Annotated in this window: 19 protein-coding genes; 5 read left to right on the top strand and 14 right to left on the bottom strand. The window is 74.9% G+C overall.

The window, feature by feature from the left end; genetic code table 11:
* Nucleotides 1-159 precede the first annotated feature (159 nt).
* The gene (locus FMM08_RS09310) at nucleotides 160-1,449 is read left to right on the top strand and encodes an ISAs1 family transposase (protein WP_439653557.1); all 1,290 of its coding nucleotides are present in this window, start codon (nucleotides 160-162) and stop codon (nucleotides 1,447-1,449) included.
* 121 nt (nucleotides 1,450-1,570) lie between these two features.
* Here FMM08_RS09310 and FMM08_RS09305 read toward each other — a convergent pair whose 3' ends face one another.
* The 4 genes from FMM08_RS09305 to FMM08_RS09290 form a co-directional block, all read right to left on the bottom strand.
* The gene (locus FMM08_RS09305; RefSeq protein ID WP_147926099.1) at nucleotides 1,571-1,954 is read right to left on the bottom strand and encodes a hypothetical protein; all 384 of its coding nucleotides are present in this window, start codon (nucleotides 1,952-1,954) and stop codon (nucleotides 1,571-1,573) included.
* A 221-nt stretch (nucleotides 1,955-2,175) separates the two neighbouring features.
* Complete coding sequence (locus FMM08_RS09300; protein WP_147926098.1) at nucleotides 2,176-2,565, bottom strand: hypothetical protein; 390 nt, start codon at nucleotides 2,563-2,565, stop codon at nucleotides 2,176-2,178.
* Between the two features lie 20 nt (nucleotides 2,566-2,585).
* Nucleotides 2,586-3,260: a nucleotidyltransferase family protein gene (locus FMM08_RS09295; RefSeq protein WP_147926097.1), complete on the bottom strand. Its 675-nt coding sequence runs from the start codon at nucleotides 3,258-3,260 to the stop codon at nucleotides 2,586-2,588.
* A 396-nt stretch (nucleotides 3,261-3,656) separates the two neighbouring features.
* Nucleotides 3,657-5,081: an ATP-binding protein gene (locus tag FMM08_RS09290; RefSeq protein ID WP_222710599.1), complete on the bottom strand. Its 1,425-nt coding sequence runs from the start codon at nucleotides 5,079-5,081 to the stop codon at nucleotides 3,657-3,659.
* Between the two features lie 200 nt (nucleotides 5,082-5,281).
* Between FMM08_RS09290 and FMM08_RS09285 the strand changes: the two genes are divergently transcribed.
* The gene (locus tag FMM08_RS09285) at nucleotides 5,282-6,268 is read left to right on the top strand and encodes an endonuclease/exonuclease/phosphatase family protein (RefSeq protein ID WP_147926096.1); all 987 of its coding nucleotides are present in this window, start codon (nucleotides 5,282-5,284) and stop codon (nucleotides 6,266-6,268) included.
* 286 nt (nucleotides 6,269-6,554) lie between these two features.
* On the opposite strand, the gene FMM08_RS09280 is transcribed toward FMM08_RS09285, so the two are convergent.
* From FMM08_RS09280 to FMM08_RS09235, 9 genes are all read right to left on the bottom strand, one after another.
* Nucleotides 6,555-7,145, bottom strand: coding sequence for a response regulator transcription factor (locus FMM08_RS09280; RefSeq protein WP_147926095.1), 591 nt, complete (start codon nucleotides 7,143-7,145; stop codon nucleotides 6,555-6,557).
* A 105-nt stretch (nucleotides 7,146-7,250) separates the two neighbouring features.
* Nucleotides 7,251-8,675: a helix-turn-helix domain-containing protein gene (locus FMM08_RS09275; protein WP_187279650.1), complete on the bottom strand. Its 1,425-nt coding sequence runs from the start codon at nucleotides 8,673-8,675 to the stop codon at nucleotides 7,251-7,253.
* A gap of 198 nt (nucleotides 8,676-8,873) precedes the next feature.
* On the bottom strand, nucleotides 8,874-10,490 hold the full coding sequence (locus FMM08_RS09270) for a hypothetical protein (protein WP_147926093.1): 1,617 nt from the start codon (nucleotides 10,488-10,490) through the stop codon (nucleotides 8,874-8,876).
* Nucleotides 10,491-10,600: 110 nt separating this feature from the next.
* Nucleotides 10,601-11,686: a lytic transglycosylase domain-containing protein gene (locus tag FMM08_RS23350; RefSeq protein WP_222710598.1), complete on the bottom strand. Its 1,086-nt coding sequence runs from the start codon at nucleotides 11,684-11,686 to the stop codon at nucleotides 10,601-10,603.
* 2 nt (nucleotides 11,687-11,688) lie between these two features.
* Nucleotides 11,689-13,440 carry a putative type IV secretion/conjugal transfer ATPase gene (locus FMM08_RS09255; RefSeq protein WP_147926092.1) on the bottom strand — a complete coding sequence of 584 codons (1,752 nt, stop codon included), beginning with the start codon at nucleotides 13,438-13,440 and terminating at the stop codon, nucleotides 11,689-11,691.
* The gene (locus FMM08_RS09250) at nucleotides 13,430-14,986 is read right to left on the bottom strand and encodes a hypothetical protein (RefSeq protein WP_147926091.1); all 1,557 of its coding nucleotides are present in this window, start codon (nucleotides 14,984-14,986) and stop codon (nucleotides 13,430-13,432) included. The genes FMM08_RS09255 and FMM08_RS09250 overlap by 11 nt, the downstream gene beginning before the upstream one ends.
* Nucleotides 14,970-16,586: a hypothetical protein gene (locus FMM08_RS09245; RefSeq protein ID WP_147926090.1), complete on the bottom strand. Its 1,617-nt coding sequence runs from the start codon at nucleotides 16,584-16,586 to the stop codon at nucleotides 14,970-14,972. The genes FMM08_RS09250 and FMM08_RS09245 overlap by 17 nt, the downstream gene beginning before the upstream one ends.
* Nucleotides 16,583-16,954, bottom strand: coding sequence for a hypothetical protein (locus tag FMM08_RS09240; protein ID WP_147926089.1), 372 nt, complete (start codon nucleotides 16,952-16,954; stop codon nucleotides 16,583-16,585). The genes FMM08_RS09245 and FMM08_RS09240 overlap by 4 nt, the downstream gene beginning before the upstream one ends.
* A gap of 37 nt (nucleotides 16,955-16,991) precedes the next feature.
* Nucleotides 16,992-17,570, bottom strand: coding sequence for a hypothetical protein (locus FMM08_RS09235; RefSeq protein ID WP_147926320.1), 579 nt, complete (start codon nucleotides 17,568-17,570; stop codon nucleotides 16,992-16,994).
* Nucleotides 17,571-17,677: 107 nt separating this feature from the next.
* Between FMM08_RS09235 and FMM08_RS09230 the strand changes: the two genes are divergently transcribed.
* The 3 genes from FMM08_RS09230 (at nucleotide 17,678) to FMM08_RS09220 (ending at nucleotide 21,016) form a co-directional block, all read left to right on the top strand.
* Entirely contained in the window at nucleotides 17,678-17,926 is a 249-nt protein-coding gene (locus FMM08_RS09230) for a hypothetical protein (RefSeq protein ID WP_147926088.1), read from the top strand.
* Nucleotides 17,923-18,861 carry a glycoside hydrolase family 16 protein gene (locus FMM08_RS09225; RefSeq protein ID WP_147926087.1) on the top strand — a complete coding sequence of 313 codons (939 nt, stop codon included), beginning with the start codon at nucleotides 17,923-17,925 and terminating at the stop codon, nucleotides 18,859-18,861. Before FMM08_RS09230 ends, FMM08_RS09225 begins: the two co-directional genes overlap by 4 nt.
* A 262-nt stretch (nucleotides 18,862-19,123) precedes the next feature.
* On the top strand, nucleotides 19,124-21,016 hold the full coding sequence (locus FMM08_RS09220; protein WP_147926086.1) for a glycosyltransferase family 2 protein: 1,893 nt from the start codon (nucleotides 19,124-19,126) through the stop codon (nucleotides 21,014-21,016).
* A gap of 2 nt (nucleotides 21,017-21,018) precedes the next feature.
* On the opposite strand, the gene FMM08_RS09215 is transcribed toward FMM08_RS09220, so the two are convergent.
* On the bottom strand, nucleotides 21,019-22,272 hold the full coding sequence (locus FMM08_RS09215) for a glycosyltransferase (RefSeq protein WP_147926319.1): 1,254 nt from the start codon (nucleotides 22,270-22,272) through the stop codon (nucleotides 21,019-21,021).
* Nucleotides 22,273-22,437: the final 165 nt, after the last annotated feature.

Raw genomic sequence — 22,437 nt, 5'->3', positions numbered from 1 at the left:
GTGACCTGCGGTTCTGACCAGCATCAACGCCGATGCAGGCGGACACAGACCCCGGCGTGAGGATGTGGGTGTCTACGCCAGTCCACCCACCGAAAGCCTGTGCCCGCCTTGGCATCTTCCCCTGCCACGGCGCCGAGCGACCAGCCAGTCTCACCTTCGCTGCCTGGCCGTCTCGCCGCCGCCGTCACCGACCACCTCTCATCCGCAACGCCACCAGGCCGCGCTGAACAGCTGCCCTGCCTACGCGAAGCGTTGGCCGCTCTACCTGACCCACGGCGTGCTCGCGGGGTTCGCCACGAGCTGCTCGTCGTCCTGGTGCTGGCGTGCTGCGCGGTCCTGGCCGGGAACTCCTCCTACGTCGCCATCGCCGAGTGGGTCACCGACAGCGGCCCGGCGGTCCTGGACGCCGTGGGCTGGGGCACGCTCGCCACCGGGCGGCCTCTGCCGTGCGAGTCCACGATCCGCAGGCTCCTGAACAGCATCGATGCCCCCGCGCTGGAAGCCGCGCTGTGCTCCTGGGCCGCCCGACGCCTGGCGGGTCAGCGCCGCCTGGACCCCACACGGCGCCTCCTGCCTCGCGCCGAACGGACCCGCGTCATCGCGTTGGACGGCAAGACCCGCCGAGGCTCAGCGCAGCGCGGCGCCCCCGAAGCCGACGCCATCGCCGCCGCAGGCGGCGGACGCGTGCACCTGGTCGCGGCTCTGGACGTGGAAGCCGGTGTCGTCCTGGGCCAGGCCGCCTGCGACATGGTCGCGGGCAAGGGCGAAGAGATCGCCACCGCCGCGTCGGTCCTGAGCGACCTGCGCCAACGAGGACTGCTCGCCGGTGCGGTCGTGACGATGGACGCCCTCCACACCCAGCGCTCTCAAGCCGACTACCTGCACGACGCAGGCGCGGACTGGATCTTCACTGTGAAGGGGAACCAGCCCACCCTGCAGGCTCGACTGAAGGCGCTGAACTGGGCTGATGTGCCCGTCGGGGACCGGATCCGCGACGTCGGCCACGGCCGCCGCGAGACCCGCACGGTGTACGTGATGAGCATCGAGAACATCCCCGACCGCGACCGCTACGGCGTGGTCGAGTTCTTCCCCCACGCCGCCCAGGCGATCAAGCTGATCCGCCGGGTCCGTCGTCGTGATGGGCGCTGGCACACCGAGACGGTGTATGCGATCCCGTCCTTGACATACCGAGACGCTCACCCTGGGTTGCTGGCGGCCTGGATCCGTGGGCACTGGCGCATCGAGAACAGCCTGCACTGGGTGCGTGACGTGACCTTTGGGGAGGACACCAGTCAGGTCCGCGTCGGGTCCGGTCCGCAGGTGCTGTCGGCGTTGGCGAACCTGGCGATCAGCGCGTTGAGGCTGGAGGGGGCGGTGAATATCGCCGCAGAGCTACGCCGTCATGCGCGAGATCCACTCCGGACGCTGGTCACCTTCGGGCTGACATGACGACTTTGCCGGGGCCCTGCCAGAGTCCCAACACCACCGAAGCGAGGAGGCCCCAGACGAACGGCTGGACACCGAGCCGTGGCGCTGAGATGAGCGCCGTCACGGGAAGCCCGACAGTGAATCAGGCAAGCCACGAGGCTCGACGGGATCGGCGCACCTCGACTGCCGCCCAGCGGCCTGGGCGAGACCTCCTCACGACGACACCGAGCGAGGCGAACGCTGCGAAGAGGGCGAGCAGTCCGAGGAACACGCCGAGGCTCCAGAAGGAGGCGCCGCCGTAGGGCGCCGCGAGCTGCACGTCCTCGAGACTCACACCGAGGGGACGGTAGAACTCAGCCAGCTGAGACCTCACCGCCCCGAGGAAGATGGCTGCAGCCAGCCCCGAGAGGCTGACGATCATCGAGATCATGGCCGCCAGATCTCTTCGCGGGGCCTGTGCGCGCGGTTCATCACGCGCCAGCAGATGTTCCAGCAGTAGGTCGTCGCGCTCCGCAGGTCTGGTCATAGCGGCAGAATGGAGGTCCTCTCTGACATCGCGGCTTCCACGCGGGCGCGCGTTGAAGGCTCTCGTGGCCTACCTGTGAAGCACGACGCCTTCGGCCACGGATTCTCCGCGCGAAGACCGTCGCGTGTGCAGAGGAATTCTGCCGCCGGTGACGACATCCGTCGACCACGCACCGGACAACCACGACGCCACCGGACGGGGCACTACAGCCCACCTCGATGTCATCGGCTCAGCACGGCATCCATGCCGTCGAGCATGACGGTGACGCGCCTGAGCATCTGACGCACCTTGTCCCGGCTCAGGTAGCTGGTGCCGTACTGCGCCGTGTCCTTCTCCTCCAGCAGCCGCTTCAGGGCCCTCGTGCTGTCCCCCGCTCCTCGGATGGTTCCGAGGACCTCGGCCGCCTGCCCGTGGTCCTGACCTCGCGGCCGCTTACCGAGCACGTGCCCGCAGATGGCATCGCTGGCAGCGATGCCGGCCAGCACGCACAGGGAACCCGCCACCGAGGCGTAGCTCTCCGGTTCCTCCTCAGCGATGAGTTGAGCCACCTCGAAGAAGCTGCGGGCGACCTCAGCCCGGGCCCGCACCTCACCCGCGGTCATGTCCCGCATCGCCGGCGCTCCTCGCGGACTCACGAGACCGCGCTCCTCAGCGCCCTCAGCCGGCGCCTCAGGTCAGGCCCAGCCAGCATCTGGGCCTCAGTGTCCCAGCTGTCGATGATCGGATCACCTGCCTCGACGGCCCGCGCGAGACCTGATGGCCGGGTGGCGTACACCTGCAGCTGGTTGCCCGTCCACCGCCGGACCGCCGCCTCGAGGTCCTCCAGCAGCGCATCTTCCTCAGCGGGCCCGAACGCCTCAGGCAGCACCAGGAGCAGGTCGATGTCGCTGCTGGCCGTGGCCTCCCCCCGGGCGTAGGAACCGAAGTAGGCGACCGTGGTCGCGCGGGCCCCCGACCCCAGAGCGCTGCGGAGGAGGTCGAGAAGTCGACGGTCGAGCTCAGCCCTGGGCCGGTACGTGCCCATCGCTGCGTCGACCACGGGGTAGAGGACGTGCTCGGTGTTCAACACGTACTCCGTAGCGCGCCCGACGTCGCGCGCAGAGACGAGCCCGTGCTCGACGAGCCTCGCCAGCGCGTTGAGCGTTCCTGGGTAGGAACCCACACCGGCCTGCAGGTGCACCGCACGTCCTGTCAGCGGGACCGGCCGGCTCCACAGCGCGAACAGGACTGCCCCCTGCACGGGCGGGAAGAGCACTGACAACGGCGAGCGCCAGTCCACGACCACCTCCACATCAAGCACTGACACCAGTGCGATCACCCTGTCGCATGTTCATCGGAGTTGATACATGTCTACCGGAGTATCTATCGCCGCGAGAGGCTCACGCTGGCCTGACCGAGGGGCTGGCGCACCGCACCAGCGCGGACGACCGCTGCTCACGCGCCGCAATGGCGACGAGGTCAAGCACCGCTCGCTGAGCTCGCAGCCACGACCCTCCCCGATCTGCACGTCGTCCAGCTGCTCTCGCCCACGAGTGCAGCGGACCTGCAGACGCGGTGGCGCGAGACGGACAAGGCGGCACTCGCGCGTCACTTCCACACAGGCTTGACGGACGTGACGATCACGCAGGAGAGGCGGAGGTAGCTCGTCCTCGCGCTCGACAGCACCGCTTGACGGGCGGTCCGTCGTCGCGGCCACTGGCCGTCAGCGCCAGGCGTCGACCAGCTGCTCAGGCCCGATCGTCGTCGCCACCCCCGGCACGCGGTTGCCGGCCCGGCTCACCACGAGCAGCGGGGTGGCGCTGGACGCCCCCGGCACGCGCTCGCGTGCGCGGACCAGCTCAGCGAGGTCGTGATCGTCGAAGGGTTGCCGCTCCAGCCACTTCACCGACCCCACAGCCATGACGCGCTCTGCAACCGGAGCGCGGTCAGCCAGCACCAGGTCCACCTCGACGTCGTTGCTGCGCGTCCAGTAGCCACCGACCACCCCGTCAGCGCCGCCGCGGTGCTCGACGTCCAGGCGCGCCAGGGACTCCCTGACCAGCGGTTCCACCGCACGGCCGCGCCACGACGGCCACGACGACCGGATGCGTTCGATCACCAGGTCTCCCCTGCCCCTCTCGACCTCCGCCAGGTGGGGCCCGAGGAAGGCGAGCCAGAACCGCAGGTGGGGATCGGCCACGCGGTAGCGCTTCTCCCGCGACGCCTTCGTGGACAGCGGTACGTCCGCAGCGACCACGCGCTTGTCCTGCAGCAGCTCCAGCGAGCGCTGCAACGACGCCGCCTGCAGACCTCCTGCCTTCTGGCCGATCGCCGAGAAGGTCCGCTCCCCCGCACCGATCGTGCTGAGCACCCTGCGAGCCTGGACGTCGGAGGGGAACTCAGCCGCGAGCGACCTCTCCCCGCTGACCACCAGCGCCGACGTCGACCTGGCCAGCGCCTCCTCGAGGTGCTCCCACAGCGTCAGGCCCGATCGCCACTCCTCGCAGACCATCGGCAGCCCACCCGTCATCAGCTGCGCGTCGATCGCGTCTGCGGCCTCGAGGCCGAGCATCTCGCCGACCTCCGCCGGGCTCAGCGGCGGCACCACCAGCTCCGTGGCCCGCTGGTGGAACGGGCGTCCGTAGGCGTTGAGCGCCTCCATCATCGCCAGGTCGGACCCGATCCCCACGAGCAGCACCTGCCGCCGGGACAGCACCCTGTCGAAGACCTTCTGCAGCGTGCCCTCCAGCGCCGGCTCCGCGCCGGTCAGGTACGGCAGCTCGTCGATGACGACGACGGCGGGGCCGTCGGTCGGCAACGCCCCGGCCACCAGGCCGAGCGCGGCTTCCCACGACCCGGGCGTCACATCGGCGAAGAGCTCAGCGCCAGGCAACGACGACGCCGCCACCTCCTCCGCGAAGAGCCGCAGCTCCAGGTCAGGGCGCTGCTGGGAGGCGGTGAAGTAGATGTGGGGCACCCCGGTCCTCTGGAGGAACTCCTCCACCAGCCGTGACTTGCCCACGCGACGACGCCCTCGCACCAGCAGCGCTCGCCCGGGCCGTTCTCCTCCGGCCCTGACGACGTCCAGGAGGTGCTGCAGCTCGTCGAGCTGTCCACGCCGACCGATGAACGCCCCTGCTTGACCCACGAGCACAAAGTAACATGAATGATAGTTACCTCAATGATAGTTTCATGAGGCGTGTCACGAGCGGTGCTCCCCGAGGACCGGCATCCGCCCCCTCTGCGTGACGCGCGCGACCTAGTCGCAGGAGCCAGCAGCGCCAGGAGGTGCGGCCGAACGGGTCTGCCGTCCAGGTCTCCCCCAGGTGCGCGCCCCACGATCGCCGGATGCGGAGAGCGACGACCTGGGCGTGGGCCTCCTCGGTCGCCGTCGTGGTCGTCGCGGCCGCGCTGTTCGCGGCGCCGCGGGTGGGCGCCGAGAGGTGGCAGGTCATCGCCGCCGCGCTGCCGGCGCGCGGCGCGCTGGGGGTGGCGTTCGCGCTGGCGCTCGTCGTCGTCGTGGTGCTGCTGGTCAGGCGCACCTGGTCACCGCGGGTGGCCGTGCCGGTGGCGGTGGCCCTCGCCGTGGCCACGGGCCTGCACCTGCCGGTGATGCTGGAGCGCGGGGTGGTCGGCGAGCCGGTCGCGGCGCCGGCCACAGGGCAGCTGCGGGTGCTGGAGTGGAACACCAACGGAGACCTGGTCACCCCGGACGTCGTGGCGCAGCTGGCCGCGGAGCAGGCGGCCGACGTCGTCGTCCTGCCCCAGGTCGAGCTGCACTCCGGCAGCGACTACCGGCGCGCGTTCGCCGCGGCGGGCGTGACGCTCATGCGCGTCAACCGGCACTCGGCCACCACGCAGGTGGCGGTGTGGATGGCCCCGCAGCTGGCCAGGCACTACGCGTCGGAGCCGGGCCCGGACCCGGTGAAGACCGTGGAGCTGCACTCGGACACCCCGTCGCTGCCGACGGTGCTGGCGCTGCACGCGCCGTGGCCGGTCGGCGGGCGGCTCGCGGGGTGGCGCGAGGACGTCGACTGGGTGGCCTCGGAGTGCTCCTCCGGAGACCCGGTGCTGGTGGCGGGTGACTTCAACGCGAGCACCGACGACTTCGGCGGTCCCTCTCTCGGTCAGTGCGAGGACGCCGCGACGCTGCGGCGCAGCGCGGGGGTGGGCACGTGGCGGACGCACCTGCCGTCGCTGGTGGCCATGCCGATCGACCACGTGATGGTGACGCCGTCAGTCGGGACGGTCACGAGCTTCACCGTGCTGAGCAACGAGGACTGGTCGGGCGCACGGCACCGGCCGACGATGACCGTGGTGGCCCGCGGCGGCTGAGGGGCGGTCTCACACCCCCAGCAGGCGTTGCACCTCCTCGACCACCAGGGGCGCGTCCACCGGAGTACACACATGTCCACCTGAGTGGACACGACAGAAGACCTGCCCCCGCTCGCGCCGCCGACGCCGGCATGGCGCCTGTACGCGGCACGAGGACCCCGCGTCGTCACGGAGGAGTGACGCGCAGGCGCTTGATCGTCATCAACGAGGGTGGCGTACGCAACGCCCATGATCACGGCGGGTGGTGTACGCAACGCCCATGATCACGATGGGAGGTCAGAGGAGGTCAGAGGAGGTCGAGGCGACGCGCGAGGTCCACCAGCTCCATGCGGGTGGTCGTGGGGATGCCCAGCGGCTCGGCCTTGGTGCGCAGCCGCTTCACGTACGTCTTCACCGTCTCCAGGCCCACGCCCATCCGCCGCGCCACCGACTTCGCCGGCAGCCCCGTCGCGTACAGCGCGAGCACCTCCAGCTCCCGCCCGGTGAACGCCGACCGCAGCTGCTGCAGCGCCTCGAGCCGCGTCGCCACGGCGGACGCCACCGCCACGCGCCCGTGCACCGCGGACCTGACCACGTCCGTCAGCTCCGCGATGGTCCCGCTGGTGAGCGCGATGCCGCGAGCGCCGGCGTCGAGGGCGGCAGCCGCGTCAGCGGTCCTGTCGGCGTCGTCGAGGAGCACCACCACGTGCTGCCCGCGCGCGGCGGCGGCCGAGACGGCCTCCAGCTGCTGCGGCACCCGTCCGACCAGCACCACGCCCGCGGTGTCGGGCACGTCCGCCATGGCGGTCTCCAGACCCAGCGCCACGACCGGACGGTCCTCGAGGACCGTCGCAGCACTTCGTCGCAGGTGCACCACCGCGTCGTTCCCGTGCTCCACGCGACCCCCCTCCCCAGGTGAGCGTGTGACCTCGTGGAGGGTGGCACCCGCCCGCGGAAGCGGTCCACGCGACACGGGGGTCACCACCGCCAGCGCGGCTGGCGGTCAGGGCGCGGCTCGCTCCGGCTCGGCCGCCAGCTCCCGGCGCAGCTGCCGGTAGGTGTGCTCGTTGAGGGCCAGCAGGTCGTCGCTGGGCGTGGCGCGCCGCGCCAGGCGCGTGCGGACCAGCCCGGCGAGCACCGACAGGTCCACCTGCACCTCCACCACCCGCACCGACGCCGCCCCTCCCGGCGCGGCGCCACCGGCGGTGGTGGCCTGCAGCACCTCGGCGACGCCGCCGGCGGTGCTGTCGCGGTTGAGGGCCCACTTGGTGCGACCGCCGGCGCCCGGCCGCTCCACCTGGGTGTCGGCGTCGTGGGGGAAGTGGTCGCGCACGAACTCCCCCAGCTCCGCGCCGGCGCGCAGGTGCACCAGCAGCACGCGGCTGCCCGGTGGCTCCACGTGGACGTCGTGCACGAGGTCGTGCGCGGACTGCGCCGGCGCGTGCGCCACCACGTACCCGTGCCAGCGCGACGGGCGCAGCGCCGCGGCCCCCACCCACCGCGCCTGCCGCGCGTGGAGGAACCGCTGCCGCTCGGTGGGCGGAAAGCTGCGGCCGTACACCCGCTGCGCCTCCAGCGACGTGCTGAAGAAGCCGAACCCCGCGTCCCGGGCCAGCCACGCCCCCACCGCCTCGGGTCCGCTCCCCCGCGCTCCGACGACGACGACGACGTCGTGCTGGTGGCGCAGGTGCGTGAGCGAAGGGAGGTCCGGGTGCCCCGGCGGGCGGCTGCGGAGCAGGAGCGGCACCCAGAACCACAGCTGGGCGGGGTAGCGCGCCTGGCACAGCGCCAGCTCCAGGGGACGGTCCTCCACGAGGGCCGGCGCCAGGCGCATGGCCGTCTCGTACGCCTCGGTGACGTCCTGCTGGTACTCGAACCGGTGGCGGCGCTCGCCGGGGGCCGGGCGGGTCGGCCGCATCCAGCCGGTGCGGGGCGCCGCGCGGTCGGCCGTGATGCCGATGTACTGGCGCAGCGGCACGGGCGCCGGTGGCTGGCCGCCGTCGTCGTCGTGCCCGTCGTGCCCGTCCTCGTCGTCCAGCTGACGGGGTGAGGGCGTCCAGGTGCGCGTCCAGCAGAACACGTCGTGCCCCAGCTCGAAGGCCCGCTCCACCACGGCCCGCGCGCCGGCCTGCAGCTCACCGGTGGGGCTGTGGAGCAGCTCCAGGGCGCGCGCGGCGGTCCCGACGCCGTCGCGCGCGGCGGTGACCTGGTGGACGTCGAGCCAGCCGAGGTCGGCGTAGAGCAGCGCCTCGTCGATCTCCAGCAGCCGGGCGATCTGCGAGACGCGCTCGCGCGGCGGCTCCGTGGTGCCCTTCATCCACGTGCGCAGGGTGGACAGGCCGACGTGGCGGGTCGGGTCCTCGGGGTCGGTCAGGGCCTTGGCGAGGTCCTCGCGGCGCATGCCCATCGCCGAGAGGGAACGGGCCACGCGCTGCCCCCACGGGGCGTCGGGAGCGCGGTGGGCGATGCGAGCACGCTCACCCACCGGGTTCCTGTCCGCCGAGAGCACAGGCGATCGTAGGTCCGGCGGCGCCCGTGAGGCCGGTGGTCGGCGTCCCCTCTCGGGAAGTGGTCAGGGCGTCCCCACCGCAGCCGGGCGCCCGACTGCGGTCCAGGGGGACTCGGGTCAGGGGGCCAGGAGGGCCGTCATGACGGCGGTGGTGCCGCGGGCGAGGGCCGGCTGGTCCCCGCGGACGTCGTCCTGGCCGGTGGCGAGCACCCGCATGATCTCGCCGTGCGTGACGGCGAGGATCGTCCGCGCCGCGTCCAGGGGCACCACGCCGTCCGCCCAGCGCCGGCCGGTGGCCGCGAGCACGCCCTCGGCGTGGGCGAGCACGGCGGTGTCGGCGAGGCGGTGCTGCTCGACGAAGTCGTCGACGATGCTCGTGCGCGCGGCCATCGTGGTGAGCAGCAGCCGCAGGCGGAAGTCCGCGCTGCCGTCGGGGCTGCGCAGGCGCCCGTGCACCTCGCGCTCGTCGCGCTCGAGGGCCTCCGGCGACGACGGCCCGCCGCTGGCCGTGCCCGCGGTGCGGTACAGCAGGCCGACCTGCGCGAGGGCGTAGCCGACGAGGTCGTCCACGTAGTGCTCCTGCAGCGCCCACCGGTCGCGCAGCTGCGCGTCCGTGGCGGGGTGCCCCGCGCGGCGCGCCTCGGCCACCACGCGCGCCGCCGAGACCGACGCGAAGAACCTCGGCACCGCATCGGGCGCCGGAGACCAGCAGCCGGCGCACGAGGGGCCGCACACCGACCCGGCGTCCACGCCGAACTCCTCCGCCAGCACCACCAGCGCCCCGTCGAGCAGCTGCGCGGTGATGCGGTCCTCGGCGAGTCGGCGCCGCGCGCCCGCCGTGGTGCGCGTGCCGGAGGCCGGGTCGCCCAGGCGCGGCAGCACGTCGGCGACGTGGGTGCGCGGCGGCGGGGCCAGCAGGGCGGGGCCGGGAGCGCGCTCGTCGTCGTCCTCCCCCTCACCGCCGGTGCCGACGGGGACGGTCCAGCTGCGCAGCAGCGCGCCGACGCCGCGGGCGAAGTCGGCGTCGGCGGCGCGCTGCTCCTCGGGCCGCTCGCCGTGCGCCAGGAGCCGCAGCGACACCCCCTCCCCCAGGCCCCCGACGGCGCGGGCGAGGTCGGACGCGGGCACCCCGTCGCGCAGGCGCCGGCCGCAGCGGCGCAGCACACCGCTCAACGCGGTGTCCCACGCGGCGTCGTAGACGGCGTAGTTGCGCCGCTGCACCTCCCGCAGCCACGGCTGCGACGCCGCCAGCGCGCACGAGAGCACCTCCATCCGCGAGGTCACCGGCTCCGCCAGCGTGTGGAGCTCGCTGCGGACCAGGACGGCGACGGCCTCGTCCAGCGACGCGCCCTCCGGCAGCTCCTGGGGCAGCCGGGCGGCCTGCGCGATGGCGCCGGCGAAGTGGTGCTCGAACCACAGGGAGTAGCTGAGGACGTCGTCGACGACGTCGTCCTGGCGCGGCCACCGGTCGCGCAGGTGCGCCGCCGTCACCCGCAGCGGCCCCACCCGCGTGGCCGCCGCGCAGACGCGCGCCGCGGACAGGCAGCCGAAGAACAGCGCCGGCGGGTGCCGCGGGTCGGCGGTGGTCGCAGCAGGGGGCTCGAGCTCCGCCAGCAGCAGGCGGACGCCCGCGTCGAGCAGGGCGGTGGTCATGGGGTGCGACGCGAGGCGCTCGCGGGCCGCGGGGGTGCGTCGCGTGGACGTCCCCGGGTCTCGCAGGCGCCGCAGGAGCATCCGCTCATCGTCCCCCGCGCAGAGATCAACTCGCGAGTCGGGGCCCCTGACCGGCCAGGATCGGCCGCACCCGCCCACACGCGGTGACGATCACGGACGTGCGGTGACGATCACGGGGCAGAGGCCAGCGCGACCCGCACGACGCCGGCCGGCACCGGGTCGCCCTGGACGCCGGTGCCCTGGACGCCGGTGCTCTGGGCGGCGGGGCGCCACGTGGGGCGGTCGGCGGTCCACTCCTGGCCGGCCCACAGCACGCGCTCCACGCCCAGGCCACGGTGGGCCTCGACCAGCCCGTTCGCCACCGCCCAGCCCAGCTGCACCTCGGCGGCGTCGGGACCCTCCCCGCCCGAGCCGGTGCCCCCGCCACCCTCGCTGCCCCCGCTCATGACCGAGACGTCGCAGGTGTGCCCCGACCCGGCCGCGCACGCCGCGACGGGCGTGCGGGTGCCGTACGACGCGTCGACCCAGCGGCGGGCGAACTCCGCGTTGGGCGCCACGCCCTCGGCGCTGAGCGGCCACGCCGGCAGCGGCTCGTCGGGCACGGACCCCGCCACCACGAGGCCCGGTGTGGCGGGAACGGTGAGCCGGTCGGCGAGGGCGGTGATGGCCTGCACGTACCCGTGCGTCTCCCCGCGGGAGAACGACGGCGGGGGCACCCCCCGGTAGCGGTGCACGGTGCCCGGCCCGGCGTTGTAGGCGGCGAGCATCAGCGAGACCGGGTCCTCGCGGTACCCGCGGCCGGTGACCTGCTCGAGCAGGTAGCAGTCGTAGGAGGCCGCCGACGCGAGGGAGTCGGCGGGGTCGGTGATGACCGCGCCACCGCCGTTGGCGTCCACGGCGTGCTCGGCCCAGGTGCCGGGCATGAACTGCCCCAGCCCGCGAGCGCCGACGGGGCTGACGGCGTCGGGCTTCCACCCCGACTCCTGGGTGATCTGCGCGGCGAACACCGGCGCGGGCAGCTGCGGGCACAGCGTGAGGGCGTAGTCGAACGCCTCGCGGTACCGGTCGGGCACGCCTCCCGAGCCCACGGCCACCGACGACGACGTCGGCGCCCGCCACCGGTCCCCGGCGTCGCGCCCGGCGGTCACCGCGACGACCACCACCACGGCCACGAGCACCACGGCCACCACCGCCACGGAGGCGACCACCGCGGCGACCGCGCCGGCGAACCACCACAGGGCCCTGCGGCTGACCACCGTCAGCGCAGCCGCTGGGCGGTGTCCGTGAGCCGCCGCTCCACGCCGTAGAGCACGTGCTGCACGGCGCGGGCGGGCTCCCCGGGCACCTTCCACACGGCCTGGTGGGCGCCGAGGGCCTCCAGCGCGGCCACCTCCACCTCGGTGAAGCCCAGCTGCTCGCCGAAGACGCGGGCGTTGACGGGCTCCTGGCGGAACGAGACGACGACGTCGGCGTCGTGCACGAACGAGCGGCCCGACTCCTGCGCGGCGAGCACGTCGGTGAGGTGCTGGGTGGCGCCGAGCAGCTCCACGCCCAGCGTGCGGGCCTTCTTCACCACCTCCTGCACCACGGCGCCGAGCTCGGGCACGCGGACGGCGTTCCACAGCTCGTCGACCACCACCACCCCCCAGCCCCGTCCGGGGGCGGTCCAGGTGGTGAGCATGAGCGCGGCGGAGGCGGCCATGAGCACGGGGACGACGTCGGGGTGGGTGGCCTGCACGCCGGAGAGGTCCCAGACCACGACGTCGGCGTCGAGGTCGAGCTCGGGCGAGGTGGGTCCGTCCACGAAGCCGGCGAGGTCCCCGAAGACGAGCCGGTCCAGCAGCAGCCCGAGGTCGCGGCCCCAGGCGTGGAGCTCGCCCTCGGTGAGCGAGGTGCCTGCGCGCCCGGTGGGCCCGGGAGCGCCAGGGGCCTCGACGACGGGCTCGTCGGGGTCGGCGGGGGCCGACAGCAGCGCCTCGCGCAGGTCGACGACCGTGGCCTGCCGCCCCGCGAGCGCGGGCGAGCGCAGCGTGCGGTCCAGCTGGACGCGCAGCGCGTAGCCCTCGGCCGGGGTGAGGCGGCGCCCCGCGAGGAACTGCAGCACGGACCGCACCAGGCCCTCGCGGCCCGCCCGCTCGCCGACGTCACCGCCGTCACCGCCGTGCAGGCGGGCGTCCAGGAGGTTGAGGCGCAGCGGGCCGCCCGCGGCGAAGCGGTGCACCGCTCCCCCGGCCTCGCGGCCGAGGGCGCAGAACTCCCCCTCGGAGACCCGGCGCTCACCGTCGACGTGGTTGACGGCACGGGTGTCGTAGACCCACGCGCGGAAGCCGTGCTCGGCGACGGCGCGCACGAGGTAGCTCTTGAGCAGGGCGGACTTGCCGGCGAACTTCGAGCCCAGCACCAGCGTGGACGAGCCCGACGTGCCGTGGTCGAACCAGGCGCGGCCGCTGTGGCGGACGGGCTCGCCGGTGTGGACGTCGTACCCGACGAGCACCCCGCGCGGTGAGTCCCACGCCCGCGCGTGGGCGTAGGGGAACAGGGGCTTCAGCCCGTACAGGTCGCTGCGGACGGGCGGGGCGGCGTAGTCGCCGAAGCCGAGGACGGCGGAGGCGCGGCGGGCCCGGCGGTCCTCCTCGAGGGTCGGCGGCAGCGAGGTCCCCGCGGGCACCGGTGGGCGGGGCGGGGTGCCGTCGCCGGGCTCGCGGCGCCGGTAGGCCGCGGCGGCGGCGGCGCGGGCGACGCCGTCCCACGCGGCGTCGACCGCCCGGGCCGCGGCGGCGACCGCCCGTGACACCGGGGTGGGGTGGCGCCGCGCGTGGCGCGGTGGGGCCGCGGGCCCCGCGGCGCCGCCGGTGACGATCTCGTCCCAGGTCGGCAGCGGCGGTGGCGCAGCGGCCTCGTCCGCCGTCCCCGCGGCGGACGGCCGGGGCGGGGTGGCCCGGGACACGGGCGCCGCTGGCCGGCGCACGGCGGAGCCGACGTGCACGCGGACCGGTGCGTCAGAGGACACGGGCCAGCCCCCGCCCGAGCAGCGTGCCGGCCACCACGGCCTGGTCCTGGCGCCGGGGCGCCACCGGGGCCAGGTGCACGCCGCAGGCGCGGGCGGCCGCGACGAGCGCGTCGCCGTCGTCGTCGAGCTCCTCCAGGGACGGCGCGTTGAGCACGAAGAACACCGCCCCGTACCCGCCGTGCCACCCGCCGCCGGCGGCGGAGACGTTGAGGCGGCGCTCGTCGGCGGGGCGCTCGAGGGTGCTGCGCAGGTGCGAGGTCGACTCGCGGACCTGCCGGCGCAGCTCGTCCCCCTGGTCGTGGCGCTGGGCCTCGGCCAGCGTGGACACCCGGTCGCGCAGGTCGACGACGACGGCGACGACGTGCTCCAGCACCCGCCCGCGCACGGCGCCGCCGAGGGTGTGCAGCGGCACGAGGTCCACCGAGCTCTTCGCCTCGTCGCTGAAGCCCGTCACCTCGTAGCCGCGCAGGAAGCCGTCGCCGTGGCGGCCGAGCACGCCGACGTGCGTGGGCCGCACGTCGAGGGCGGGGACCATGCGGGAGGGGTCGGTCGGCTCGGGGTCCCACAGCGACACGGACCTGTCGAGCAGGCCCCGGTTCACCCCCGCCAGCAGCTGGGCGTCCAGCGGGCGTCGCACCGCCACCGACGCGGCCTCCAGCGCCGGCACCGCTGCGCGCAGCCGGTCGGCCACCACGCGGGCGGCCGCCAGGTGCGGGTCGCTCTCGCCGCGGCTCCGGCCGGCGCGGGCGGCGGCGCGCAGCTGCGGGCCGGAGGTGGCCCACAGGGTGAGGAAGTGCTCGTAGCGGGGGTGCTCGGCGGCGTCCTCGCGGACGGCGTCGGCCACCTCCCGGAACGCCCGCGGCGCCGCAGCGGCGGCGGTCGAGCCGGTCGGACCGGTCGGGCCGGTCGGACCGTCGCTGTACGAGCACACCGAGTACATGGCCACCCTGTCGAAGGAGTCCGACAGCTGCCCCAGCGCCCGCCCCAGCTCACCGCGCAGCCGGTCGTGGCGGAGCACGTCGGGCAGGCCGCCCCACGCGGCGTCCACCTGCACGCACACCCCGTAGTGCCCGCCCACCGCGCCGGACAGGACCGTGCCCCCCGAGGCGGAGCTGGGCTGGAAGAAGACGCACACGTCGCCGTCGTCGGAGAAGGGGACGTCCCGCCAGGTGATCGTGCCGAACGCCGCGGGCAGGCGGCCCGGCGCGTGACGGCCCGCCTCCAGGCCCGCGAACCCGCTGGCCGAGGCGTACCGCAGCTCCCCCGTGCGCTCCAGGCCCCGCCAGCGCACCACGTCCAGCAGGCGCTGGTGCAGCGGCCGCACCCCGAACGGCGCCGCGAACAGCGCCACGCCCACCACCGCCACCACCAGGCCGGTGAGCATCAGCTCGGGGCTGCGGGCCAGCACGCCCAGCGGCACGCTGAGCACGAACACCCCGGCGAAGAACCACGGCAGCAGCGCCTCGCGCGCCGTGCGGCCGCGGGCGAACGCCGCGTAGGTCACCGACCTCTCGCCGATGACGTGCTCCTCAGGCGCGCGGGCCACGAGGCCTCCTCCCCCGAGACGCCGGCGGCGTCCTGCTGGTGCTGCTGGAGCCCGCCCCGGCGATGCGCCGGCCGCGGCGCTCGCGGGCGCGGTCTCCGTGGGTGCGGTCGGGGCTGCCGCCGTCGTCGCGGGCCGCGGGCCCCGTGCCCGCGGCGTTGCTGGTGCTGCTGGCGGAGCGGCCCACCCAGTACAGGGGGTTCACCGGCGAGCGGCGGGCCTCGCGCTCGGCGCGCTGGGCCTCCCGGTCGCGGCGGCGCGCCTCCCAGCGGCCGCCCACCAGGGCGCCCAGGCGGGTGCCCTCCAGGCGCGAGGGCCGGTCGCGGCGCTGCTCGCGGGCCGGTCGCAGGCGCAGCCGGCCCCGGCCGCGGCCCCGGGCCCGCGCGCGGGCCCCCGCGTAGGCGGCGTTGCCCGCCGCGGTGCCGAACAGCAGCGACAGCAGAGAGCCGCCGATGAGGGCGAACAGCACGATGCCGATGAGGTACAGCAGCGTGACGAAGCCCTCGCCGTAGGTGGTGAAGTCCATGAAGGACACCCCGACCACCAGCAGGTCCACCACCTGCAGCGGGAACAGCAGCGTGCTCGCCATGACCCGCACGTAGGAGCGCAGGGCGTGGCCGCCGTCGCCGGCGATCGCGGGGAGCAGCCCGAACTGCCCGAAGACGGGGATGGCGTACACGGCGATCTGCCGCAGCACGAAGGTGAACAGCACCACGAGCAGCAGCGGGAAGAGGAACGCCGCGAGCAGCAGCGTGGCCAGCAGGGCGCCCGGGGAGTCGCCCAGGAGCAGGCCGTGGGACAGCTGCGCCGTCAGCTCGGTGACGCGGGCGGCGAAGACGCCGGCGAACGCGCCGGTCACCGCCAGCACGCCCGCGTCCACGAGGAGCAGGAAGAACGGGACGGAGAACGCCGCGGGCAGGCCCACCGCGAGCAGCGCGAACGAGCGCCCCGCGGACCTCACGCCCTCCACGGCGCCCTCCAGCACGAGGCTCACCAGCCAGCGCACCACCGCCACCACCAGCGCGACGGCGCTGAGCAGCGCCCAGTGCCACAGGTACACCTGCCAGTAGTTCCCCCGCAGCGGGTTGAACGCCGCGTAGGTGGTCACCGCGGTGATCGTGTAGGTGAACAGCCAGCTCACGGACTGGGCGAGGGTGGCGGCGAGGCAGTCGTCAGCGGCGTAGGGCGAGGTGAGCCAGCCCAGGAGGCCGCTGGGGCACGCGGCCGCCGTCGTCGCCGGCGAGCCCGGGGTGGCCGGGGCGCCGGGGTCCGCGGGAGACGACGGCGAGGTCGGCGCCTCGGTCGGGCCGGGGCTCGGGCTCTGGTCGGGCACGGGGATGGTGTCGCCGGGGGCGGGCGCCACCTGCTGCTCCTGCTGCGCGGCGCCCGCGGAGGGGCTGGGCAGCGGCAGCGCCACCGAGGCGATGGCCGCGCCCGTGGGCACCAGCACCAGCAGCAGCGCCACGAGCAGCGACGCGGTGGCGCTCCCGGGAGCGCGCGGCCCCTCCCCGGGGCCGGAGGGCTCCAGGGCGCCGCCGGCCGTCCGCGCAGCGGCGCCCGCGCTGCCGACGGCGCTGGGAGTGCCTGCGGCGCTGGGGCTCATGAGAGCAGGTCGAACCAGCCGAGGGTGAAGGTCGAGAAGGTCCCGATGATGAGGATCACGAGGGCGCAGCCGACCGCGGACAGCAGGTGCCCGGTGGCCCGCCCGCCCTTGCGCAGGCTCCCGACGGCGGCGACGAGGGAGACCGCCAGCCCGAGGACGGCGGCGACGAGCACGAGGAAGAGGACGACGCCGAGCAGGCGCCCGGCGGGGCCGGCGAAGCCGCTGAACGGACCCGGCGTCGGGGAGGCCTCCGAGAGCATCCGCTGGAGGAACTCGCGGGTGCTGCCGTAGTCGGTGTCACCGCTGGGGCTGGGCGTCGGCGTGGCGGACGGCGTCACTGCCATCATCACCCAACCCATGAGCCCCATGAGTCACATTTGTACCACCATGCGGTGCCGTGCGCCGCTACTCACCGACCCCGACCTCGGCCCCCAGCCGGGCCCCGCGGAGCAGCTGCAGCTGGTCACCGCTCCAGAACGCGCCGGGGTCGTACGCGTTCACCGGCCGGTCGCGGGGCAGCAGGCCCATCGCCTGGTAGGCGCTCGCCACCACCTCCGCGCAGTACGCCTCGGCCGCGCTGGCCCGCACGCGCGCGCGTCCGCGCAGCCACCGCCCCGCCAGGGCCGCCGTCGCCGGGAACGGCGTGCCGTCCATCCTCGCGACCTCCTGCAGCAGCGCGTCCTCGGCGAACCGGCCCAGCCCGCCGGGCACCTCCAGCTGGCGCAGCCAGGCCCGCTGCGCGTACCGGCCGCGCCACTGGTCGACCGCCTCGCGCAGGTCGTGCAGCTGCACCCCGCGGTGCTTGGTGCCGGTCCACACGTCGGTCAGGCCGCGGCCCAGCTCGGCGTGCCACATCAGCGGCGGCAGGTCGTCGAGCACCACCGCCATGCCCACGTGGTTGACCGGGGCGTTGGTCAGCGCGCGGATCGCGTGGTCGGCGGGGCTGCGACCGCGGAACAGCCACAGGTCTCCGGTGCGGGTCAGCTCGACCGCCTCGTCGAGCGGGAGGCGGCTGCTGGCTGGGCTGCTGGCTGGGCTGCTGGCTGGGCTGCTGGCTGCGCGGCTCGTCGGGTCCACGGCAGGATCCTGCCGTGGACCCGAGCGCACAGGACCGTGCAGCACTCCGCACCGGACGTCGAGCCGGCCGCACCTCGCGGCGCGCCAGGCTGTTCAAGCTGCTGGGGGTGGCCGGGCTGGCCGGCGTCGTGGCCACCGGCGCCGTGGTGGCGCGCGACACCCGCAGGCGCCAGCAGCTCACCCCCGAACAGGTGCGGGCGCGCCTGGTGGAGCGCCACGCGGCGCTCACCGCCGAGCGCACCCCCGACAGCGGCGGGTCGTGAGCGGCCCGGCGGACGCCCGCCGCACCCCCTCACGGCGCTCCGTGCTGGTCAGCGCCGCCCGCGCGACGGCCGCGCTGCCGCTGCTCGCCGGCGCCGCGGCCTGCTCCGGGCAGGACGACGGAGGCGGGAGCGGTAGGCCGACGGGCGGCGGCTCGCCGCCGTCGTCCTCGACCCCCACCAGCACCGCCCTGCCGGAGGCCGGGGAGCTGGTCTGGTCCGACGACTTCGACGGCGCGGCGGGCACCGCCCTGGACCGCCGGGACTGGGCCTACGACCTCGGCGGCGGCGGGTGGGGCAACGGCGAGCTGCAGACCTACACCGACGACGTCGCCAACGCCGCCCTGGACGGGCAGGGGAACCTCGCCATCACCGCCCGGCTGGTCTCCGGCACCGCCGGGGGGTCCGACCAGCGCTGGACGTCGGCGCGCGTCACCACCTTCGGGCTGCACACGCTGAGCGCCGGCAGGGTGGAGGTGCGGGCGAAGGTCGCCTCCGGGCGCGGGATCTGGCCGGCGGCGTGGACGCTGGGCCAGGACATCCAGACGGTGGGCTGGCCGGCCTGCGGGGAGGTCGACGTCATCGAGGCCGTCAACGACGCGGGCCAGTGCCTGCAGACCGTGCACGGACCCGACGCGACGGGGCAGCGCTGGTACGAGACGGTCAGCACGCCGCAGCCCGCGCCGCTGTCGGAGGCGTTCCACACCTTTGCCGCCGACGTCGACGACGAGCGGGTGCTCTTCGCGCTCGACGGCGTGGTGACCGGGTCCGTGGAGCGCTCGGCCCTCGCCGACGGGCGCCGATGGCCCTTCGGCGGGCCGCAGTACCTGCTGCTCAACGTGGCGGTGGGCGGTCAGCTGCCCGGCCCGACGGACGCGAGCACCCCGACCGCGGCCACGATGCTCGTCGACTGGGTCAGGCTCTCGCGCCCCGCGTGACCCGAGAGCACCGGATCAGTGACTCACCGTCACGGATCACCCCCAGAGAACGCTCGGAAAGCGGACGAACCGGGCACGGCATCCACGGGAGGCTTGTCTTCGATCACGCTGCGTGATTACCGTTCGACCGCCGGCGCAGAAGACCGGTGGCTCGACGGCGAGCCGGGGCAGGCACTGAGACCCCGGCGATCACCTGGTCGCCGCAGCCGGGGTGGAGCCAGAGGCGAAACCGGGCCCCTCGCTCGACCCGAGGAGACCCGGCTTGTCCGCCACCGACGTCGGTCGCGCGCGCCCAGCGGCGCCCCGCGACCCCGCTCCCGCCGCCCCGGAGGGCCAGTCGCTGCGACTGCCGCCGTCCTCCGTCCCGATGCAGCCGCACGACCGCGTCTTCTGGGCGCTCTCCACCACCCTGGGCGCCGCGCTGCTCGCCGTCTTCGCGCACTTCTGGTTCGACGGCGCGCGCGTGGTCGGCGGGACCGGGTCGTGGCTGGGGCTGGCGACGTTCGCCGTGCTCACCGCCGTGGTGTGGCACCGCATCGCCATGGACGCGCTCGCCCACGTGCTCAGCGCCTCCATCAGCCGCGACGCGCCGCCACCGCCGCCGGAGGCCGGCCTGTCGGTGGCCTTCATCACCACGTACGTGCCCGGCAGCGAGCCCCTCGACATGCTCGAGCGGACCCTGCGCGCCATGCTCGCCGCCGACTACCCGCACGAGACGTGGGTGCTCGACGAGGGCGACGACCCCGAGGCGCGCACCCTGTGCCGCCGCCTCGGGGTGCACCACTTCAGCCGCAAGGGCGTGGCCGAGTGGAACACCCACGAGGGCACGTTCGCCGCGCGCACCAAGGGCGGCAACCACAACGCCTGGTACGTCGCCCACGGCCACGCGTACGACGTCGTCGCGCAGATCGACACCGACTTCGTGGTCCGCCGCGACTTCCTCACCGCGACCCTCGGGCACTTCCGCGACCCGGAGGTCGCCTGGGTGGTCACCCCGCAGGTCTACGGCAACGACCACGTCAACCTCGTGGCCGCCGGGGCCGCCCAGCAGCAGTTCTCCTTCTACGGCCCCGTGCTGCGCGGGCTGTCGGGCCGCGGCTCGGCGCTGATGCTGGGCGCCAACCACGTGGTCCGCGTCTCGGCCCTGGAGTCCGTCGGCTGGTACGAGGGCCACCTCACCGAGGACCTGGCCACCGGCATCAAGCTGCACGCCGCGGGCTGGAAGAGCCGCTACGTGCCCGAGCCGCTCGCCGTCGGCGAGGGACCGACCACCTGGCAGGCGTACTTCAAGCAGCAGTTCCGCTGGGCGTACGGCTGCTACGCCATCCTCTTCCGCGTCACCCCGCGCCTGCTCACCAGGCTCGGGTGGGAGCGCGGGCTGCTCTACCTGTGGCTGCAGCTCAACTACTTCAGCGGCGTGGCCTTCATGGCCGGCGGCGCGCTCATCGCCGCCTACTTCCTCACCGGCCGCTCCCCGGGGCAGCTGCCCCTGCTGCCCCTGGCCGCCGCCTACGCGCCCTACCTCGTCTGGCGCCAGCTGCACTGGTTCGCCATGCAGCGCTACAACGTCCGGCCCCGCGAGGAGAGCGGCTGGCTGTGGGCGGGCCGCGTGGTCGGCACGGTGGTGCAGCCGCTGTACGCCGTGGCGATGGTCGGCTCCGTGCTGGGCCGCCACCTCACCTTCCACGTCACCCCCAAGGGCGACCACACCGCCACCATCACCCCGGTGGGCGTCTACCGCACCCACCTGTACCTGGCGCTGGGCATGATCACGGCCATCACCATCGGCCTGCTCGAGGGCCGCACCGCGTGGGCGATGCTCGCGTGGGCGGTGTTCACCACGCTGGCGATGCTCGCGATCCTCATCGCCGAGGCGCCCGCGCGGACGCGGCTGGCGCTGCGCGTCGCCGTGGCGCAGTGGGCCACGGCGCTGCGCGCCACGGCCTCAGCGGTCCCGGCGCTCGGCCGCACCCGCCTGCTCGCCGGCGCCGGCGGAGCAGCCGCCCGCGAGGCCCTCGTCATCGACCTGCGCGAGTCCGTGGCCCCCGCGCTGCACAGCTCGGTCAAGGCCGTGCGGGCCGTGGCCGAGGCCGAGCGCGTGCTGCAGCTCGAGCACGCCCAGCGCGAGGCGGAGGTCCGCGCCGGCGACCGCTGACCTCAGCGGGCCAGGGGACCCCGGGCCGCGGCCTGCCCCTCGGGGCGGGCCGCGGTCTCGGGCAGCACGATGCGCTCGCGGCCCGCTCCCGCTGCGGCGGTGCGGCGGGCCAGCAGCTCGTCCTCGGCGTTCTCGCGGGGGCGGGGCACGGCGGCACCGCTGGCCACGGCCTCGACGACCGCCCCCACGCGCCGGTCGAAGCTCGCCCGGGAGAAGCCCTCGGCGTGGCGGCGCACGCGCACCGGGTCGAAGGCGGCCGGGTCGAACGCGGCCAGCGCCTGCGCCCAGGCGTCCACCTCGCCGTCGGGCCCGGCCTGCTCGACCAGCGCACCGGACAGGCCCGGCAGCACCGTGTCGAGCGCGCCGCCCTCGCCGGCGGCGATGACGGGCGCTCCGCAGGCCATGGCCTCCACCGGCACGATCCCGAAGTCCTCCACGCCCGGCATGAGCAGGGCGCGGCAGCGGCGGAACAGGTCGCGCAGCTCGGCGTCGCTGACGCGGCCCAGGAAGGTGGTCCGCGGTCCGGCCAGCTCCTCCACGTCGTGGCGGGCGCGGCCCTCGCCGGCCACCACCAGCCGCACGCCGGCGCGGGCGGCGGCCTTCACGGCCAGGTCGGGCCGCTTGTAGGGCACCATCCGCCCGGCCAGGAGGAAGAAGTCCTCCCGGGGCACGCGGGGGTCGGGCGAGTAGAAGCCGGTGTCCACCGGCGGGGCCACCACGTGCGCGTCACGGCCCCACCAGCGGCGGATCCGCTCGGCCACGCACGTGGAGTTGGCCAGCAGCGTGTGCACCCGCTGCGCCGCGGCGACGTCGTGGCGCTTGAACGCCGCCGAGAACGCCGCGAGCGCCGCGGTGCCGGGACCGCGGCCCTCGCTGGAGCGCAGCGCGGCGTCCCAGACCCAGCGGGCGGGCGTGTGCACGTAGGCGACCACGGGTGCGCTGCTGCTCAGCGCCACCTGCGTGGCGAACGCGTGGTGGGAGGCGACGACGACGTCGGTGTCCGGCAGCCGCAGCGACCGCATCGCCACCGGCAGCGCGGGCAGGAGGTGGGAGTACGAGCTGCCGCGCAGCAGCCGCGACAGCGGGGTGCTGCGCACGCGGTGCTCGAGGTCCGCGGCGATGACGCCGCGGCGTGCGACGGGCGCGAGGACGGGCGCGTCGCGCCAGTGGCGCGCCATGGCCTCCACCACCGCCTCCGAGCCTCCGTGCTCGGTGAAGCGCTCGTGGACGATCGTGACGCGAGGCGCGGGGGACATGGGGAGGCCTTCCGGTGGACGACGGCATCCGGTGTCCCCATCGTGTCGTCCGGGGCGCCCCCGCACAGGCGAATGACGGAACAGCGGAGGTTTCCGGCAGATCGGGCGCTCCAGGACGGACCGGGCGGCCCCGACCGCGAGGTCGGCCCGACGGCGCCACCCCGG

The sequence above is a fragment of the Quadrisphaera setariae genome (genome assembly GCF_008041935.1).
In the GTDB taxonomy this organism is placed as follows: Bacteria; Actinomycetota; Actinomycetes; order Actinomycetales; family Quadrisphaeraceae; genus Quadrisphaera; species Quadrisphaera setariae.
Note: the sequence above shows the minus strand (reverse complement) of the source record. Positions and strands in the feature narration are given on the sequence as shown.

What these genes read in the sequence shown, in the direction of transcription:
- FMM08_RS09215 (WP_147926319.1), bottom strand. Translation starts at nt 22,272, where the DNA reads ATGTCCCCCGCGCCTCGCGTCACGATCGTCCACGAGCGCTTCACCGAG.
- FMM08_RS09270 (WP_147926093.1), bottom strand. Translation starts at nt 10,490, where the DNA reads ATGCTCCTGCGGCGCCTGCGAGACCCGGGGACGTCCACGCGACGCACC.
- FMM08_RS09240 (WP_147926089.1), bottom strand. Translation starts at nt 16,954, where the DNA reads ATGGGGCTCATGGGTTGGGTGATGATGGCAGTGACGCCGTCCGCCACG.
- FMM08_RS09245 (WP_147926090.1), bottom strand. Translation starts at nt 16,586, where the DNA reads ATGAGCCCCAGCGCCGCAGGCACTCCCAGCGCCGTCGGCAGCGCGGGC.
- FMM08_RS09305 (WP_147926099.1), bottom strand. Translation starts at nt 1,954, where the DNA reads ATGACCAGACCTGCGGAGCGCGACGACCTACTGCTGGAACATCTGCTG.
- FMM08_RS09285 (WP_147926096.1), top strand. Translation starts at nt 5,282, where the DNA reads ATGCGGAGAGCGACGACCTGGGCGTGGGCCTCCTCGGTCGCCGTCGTG.
- FMM08_RS09300 (WP_147926098.1), bottom strand. Translation starts at nt 2,565, where the DNA reads ATGCGGGACATGACCGCGGGTGAGGTGCGGGCCCGGGCTGAGGTCGCC.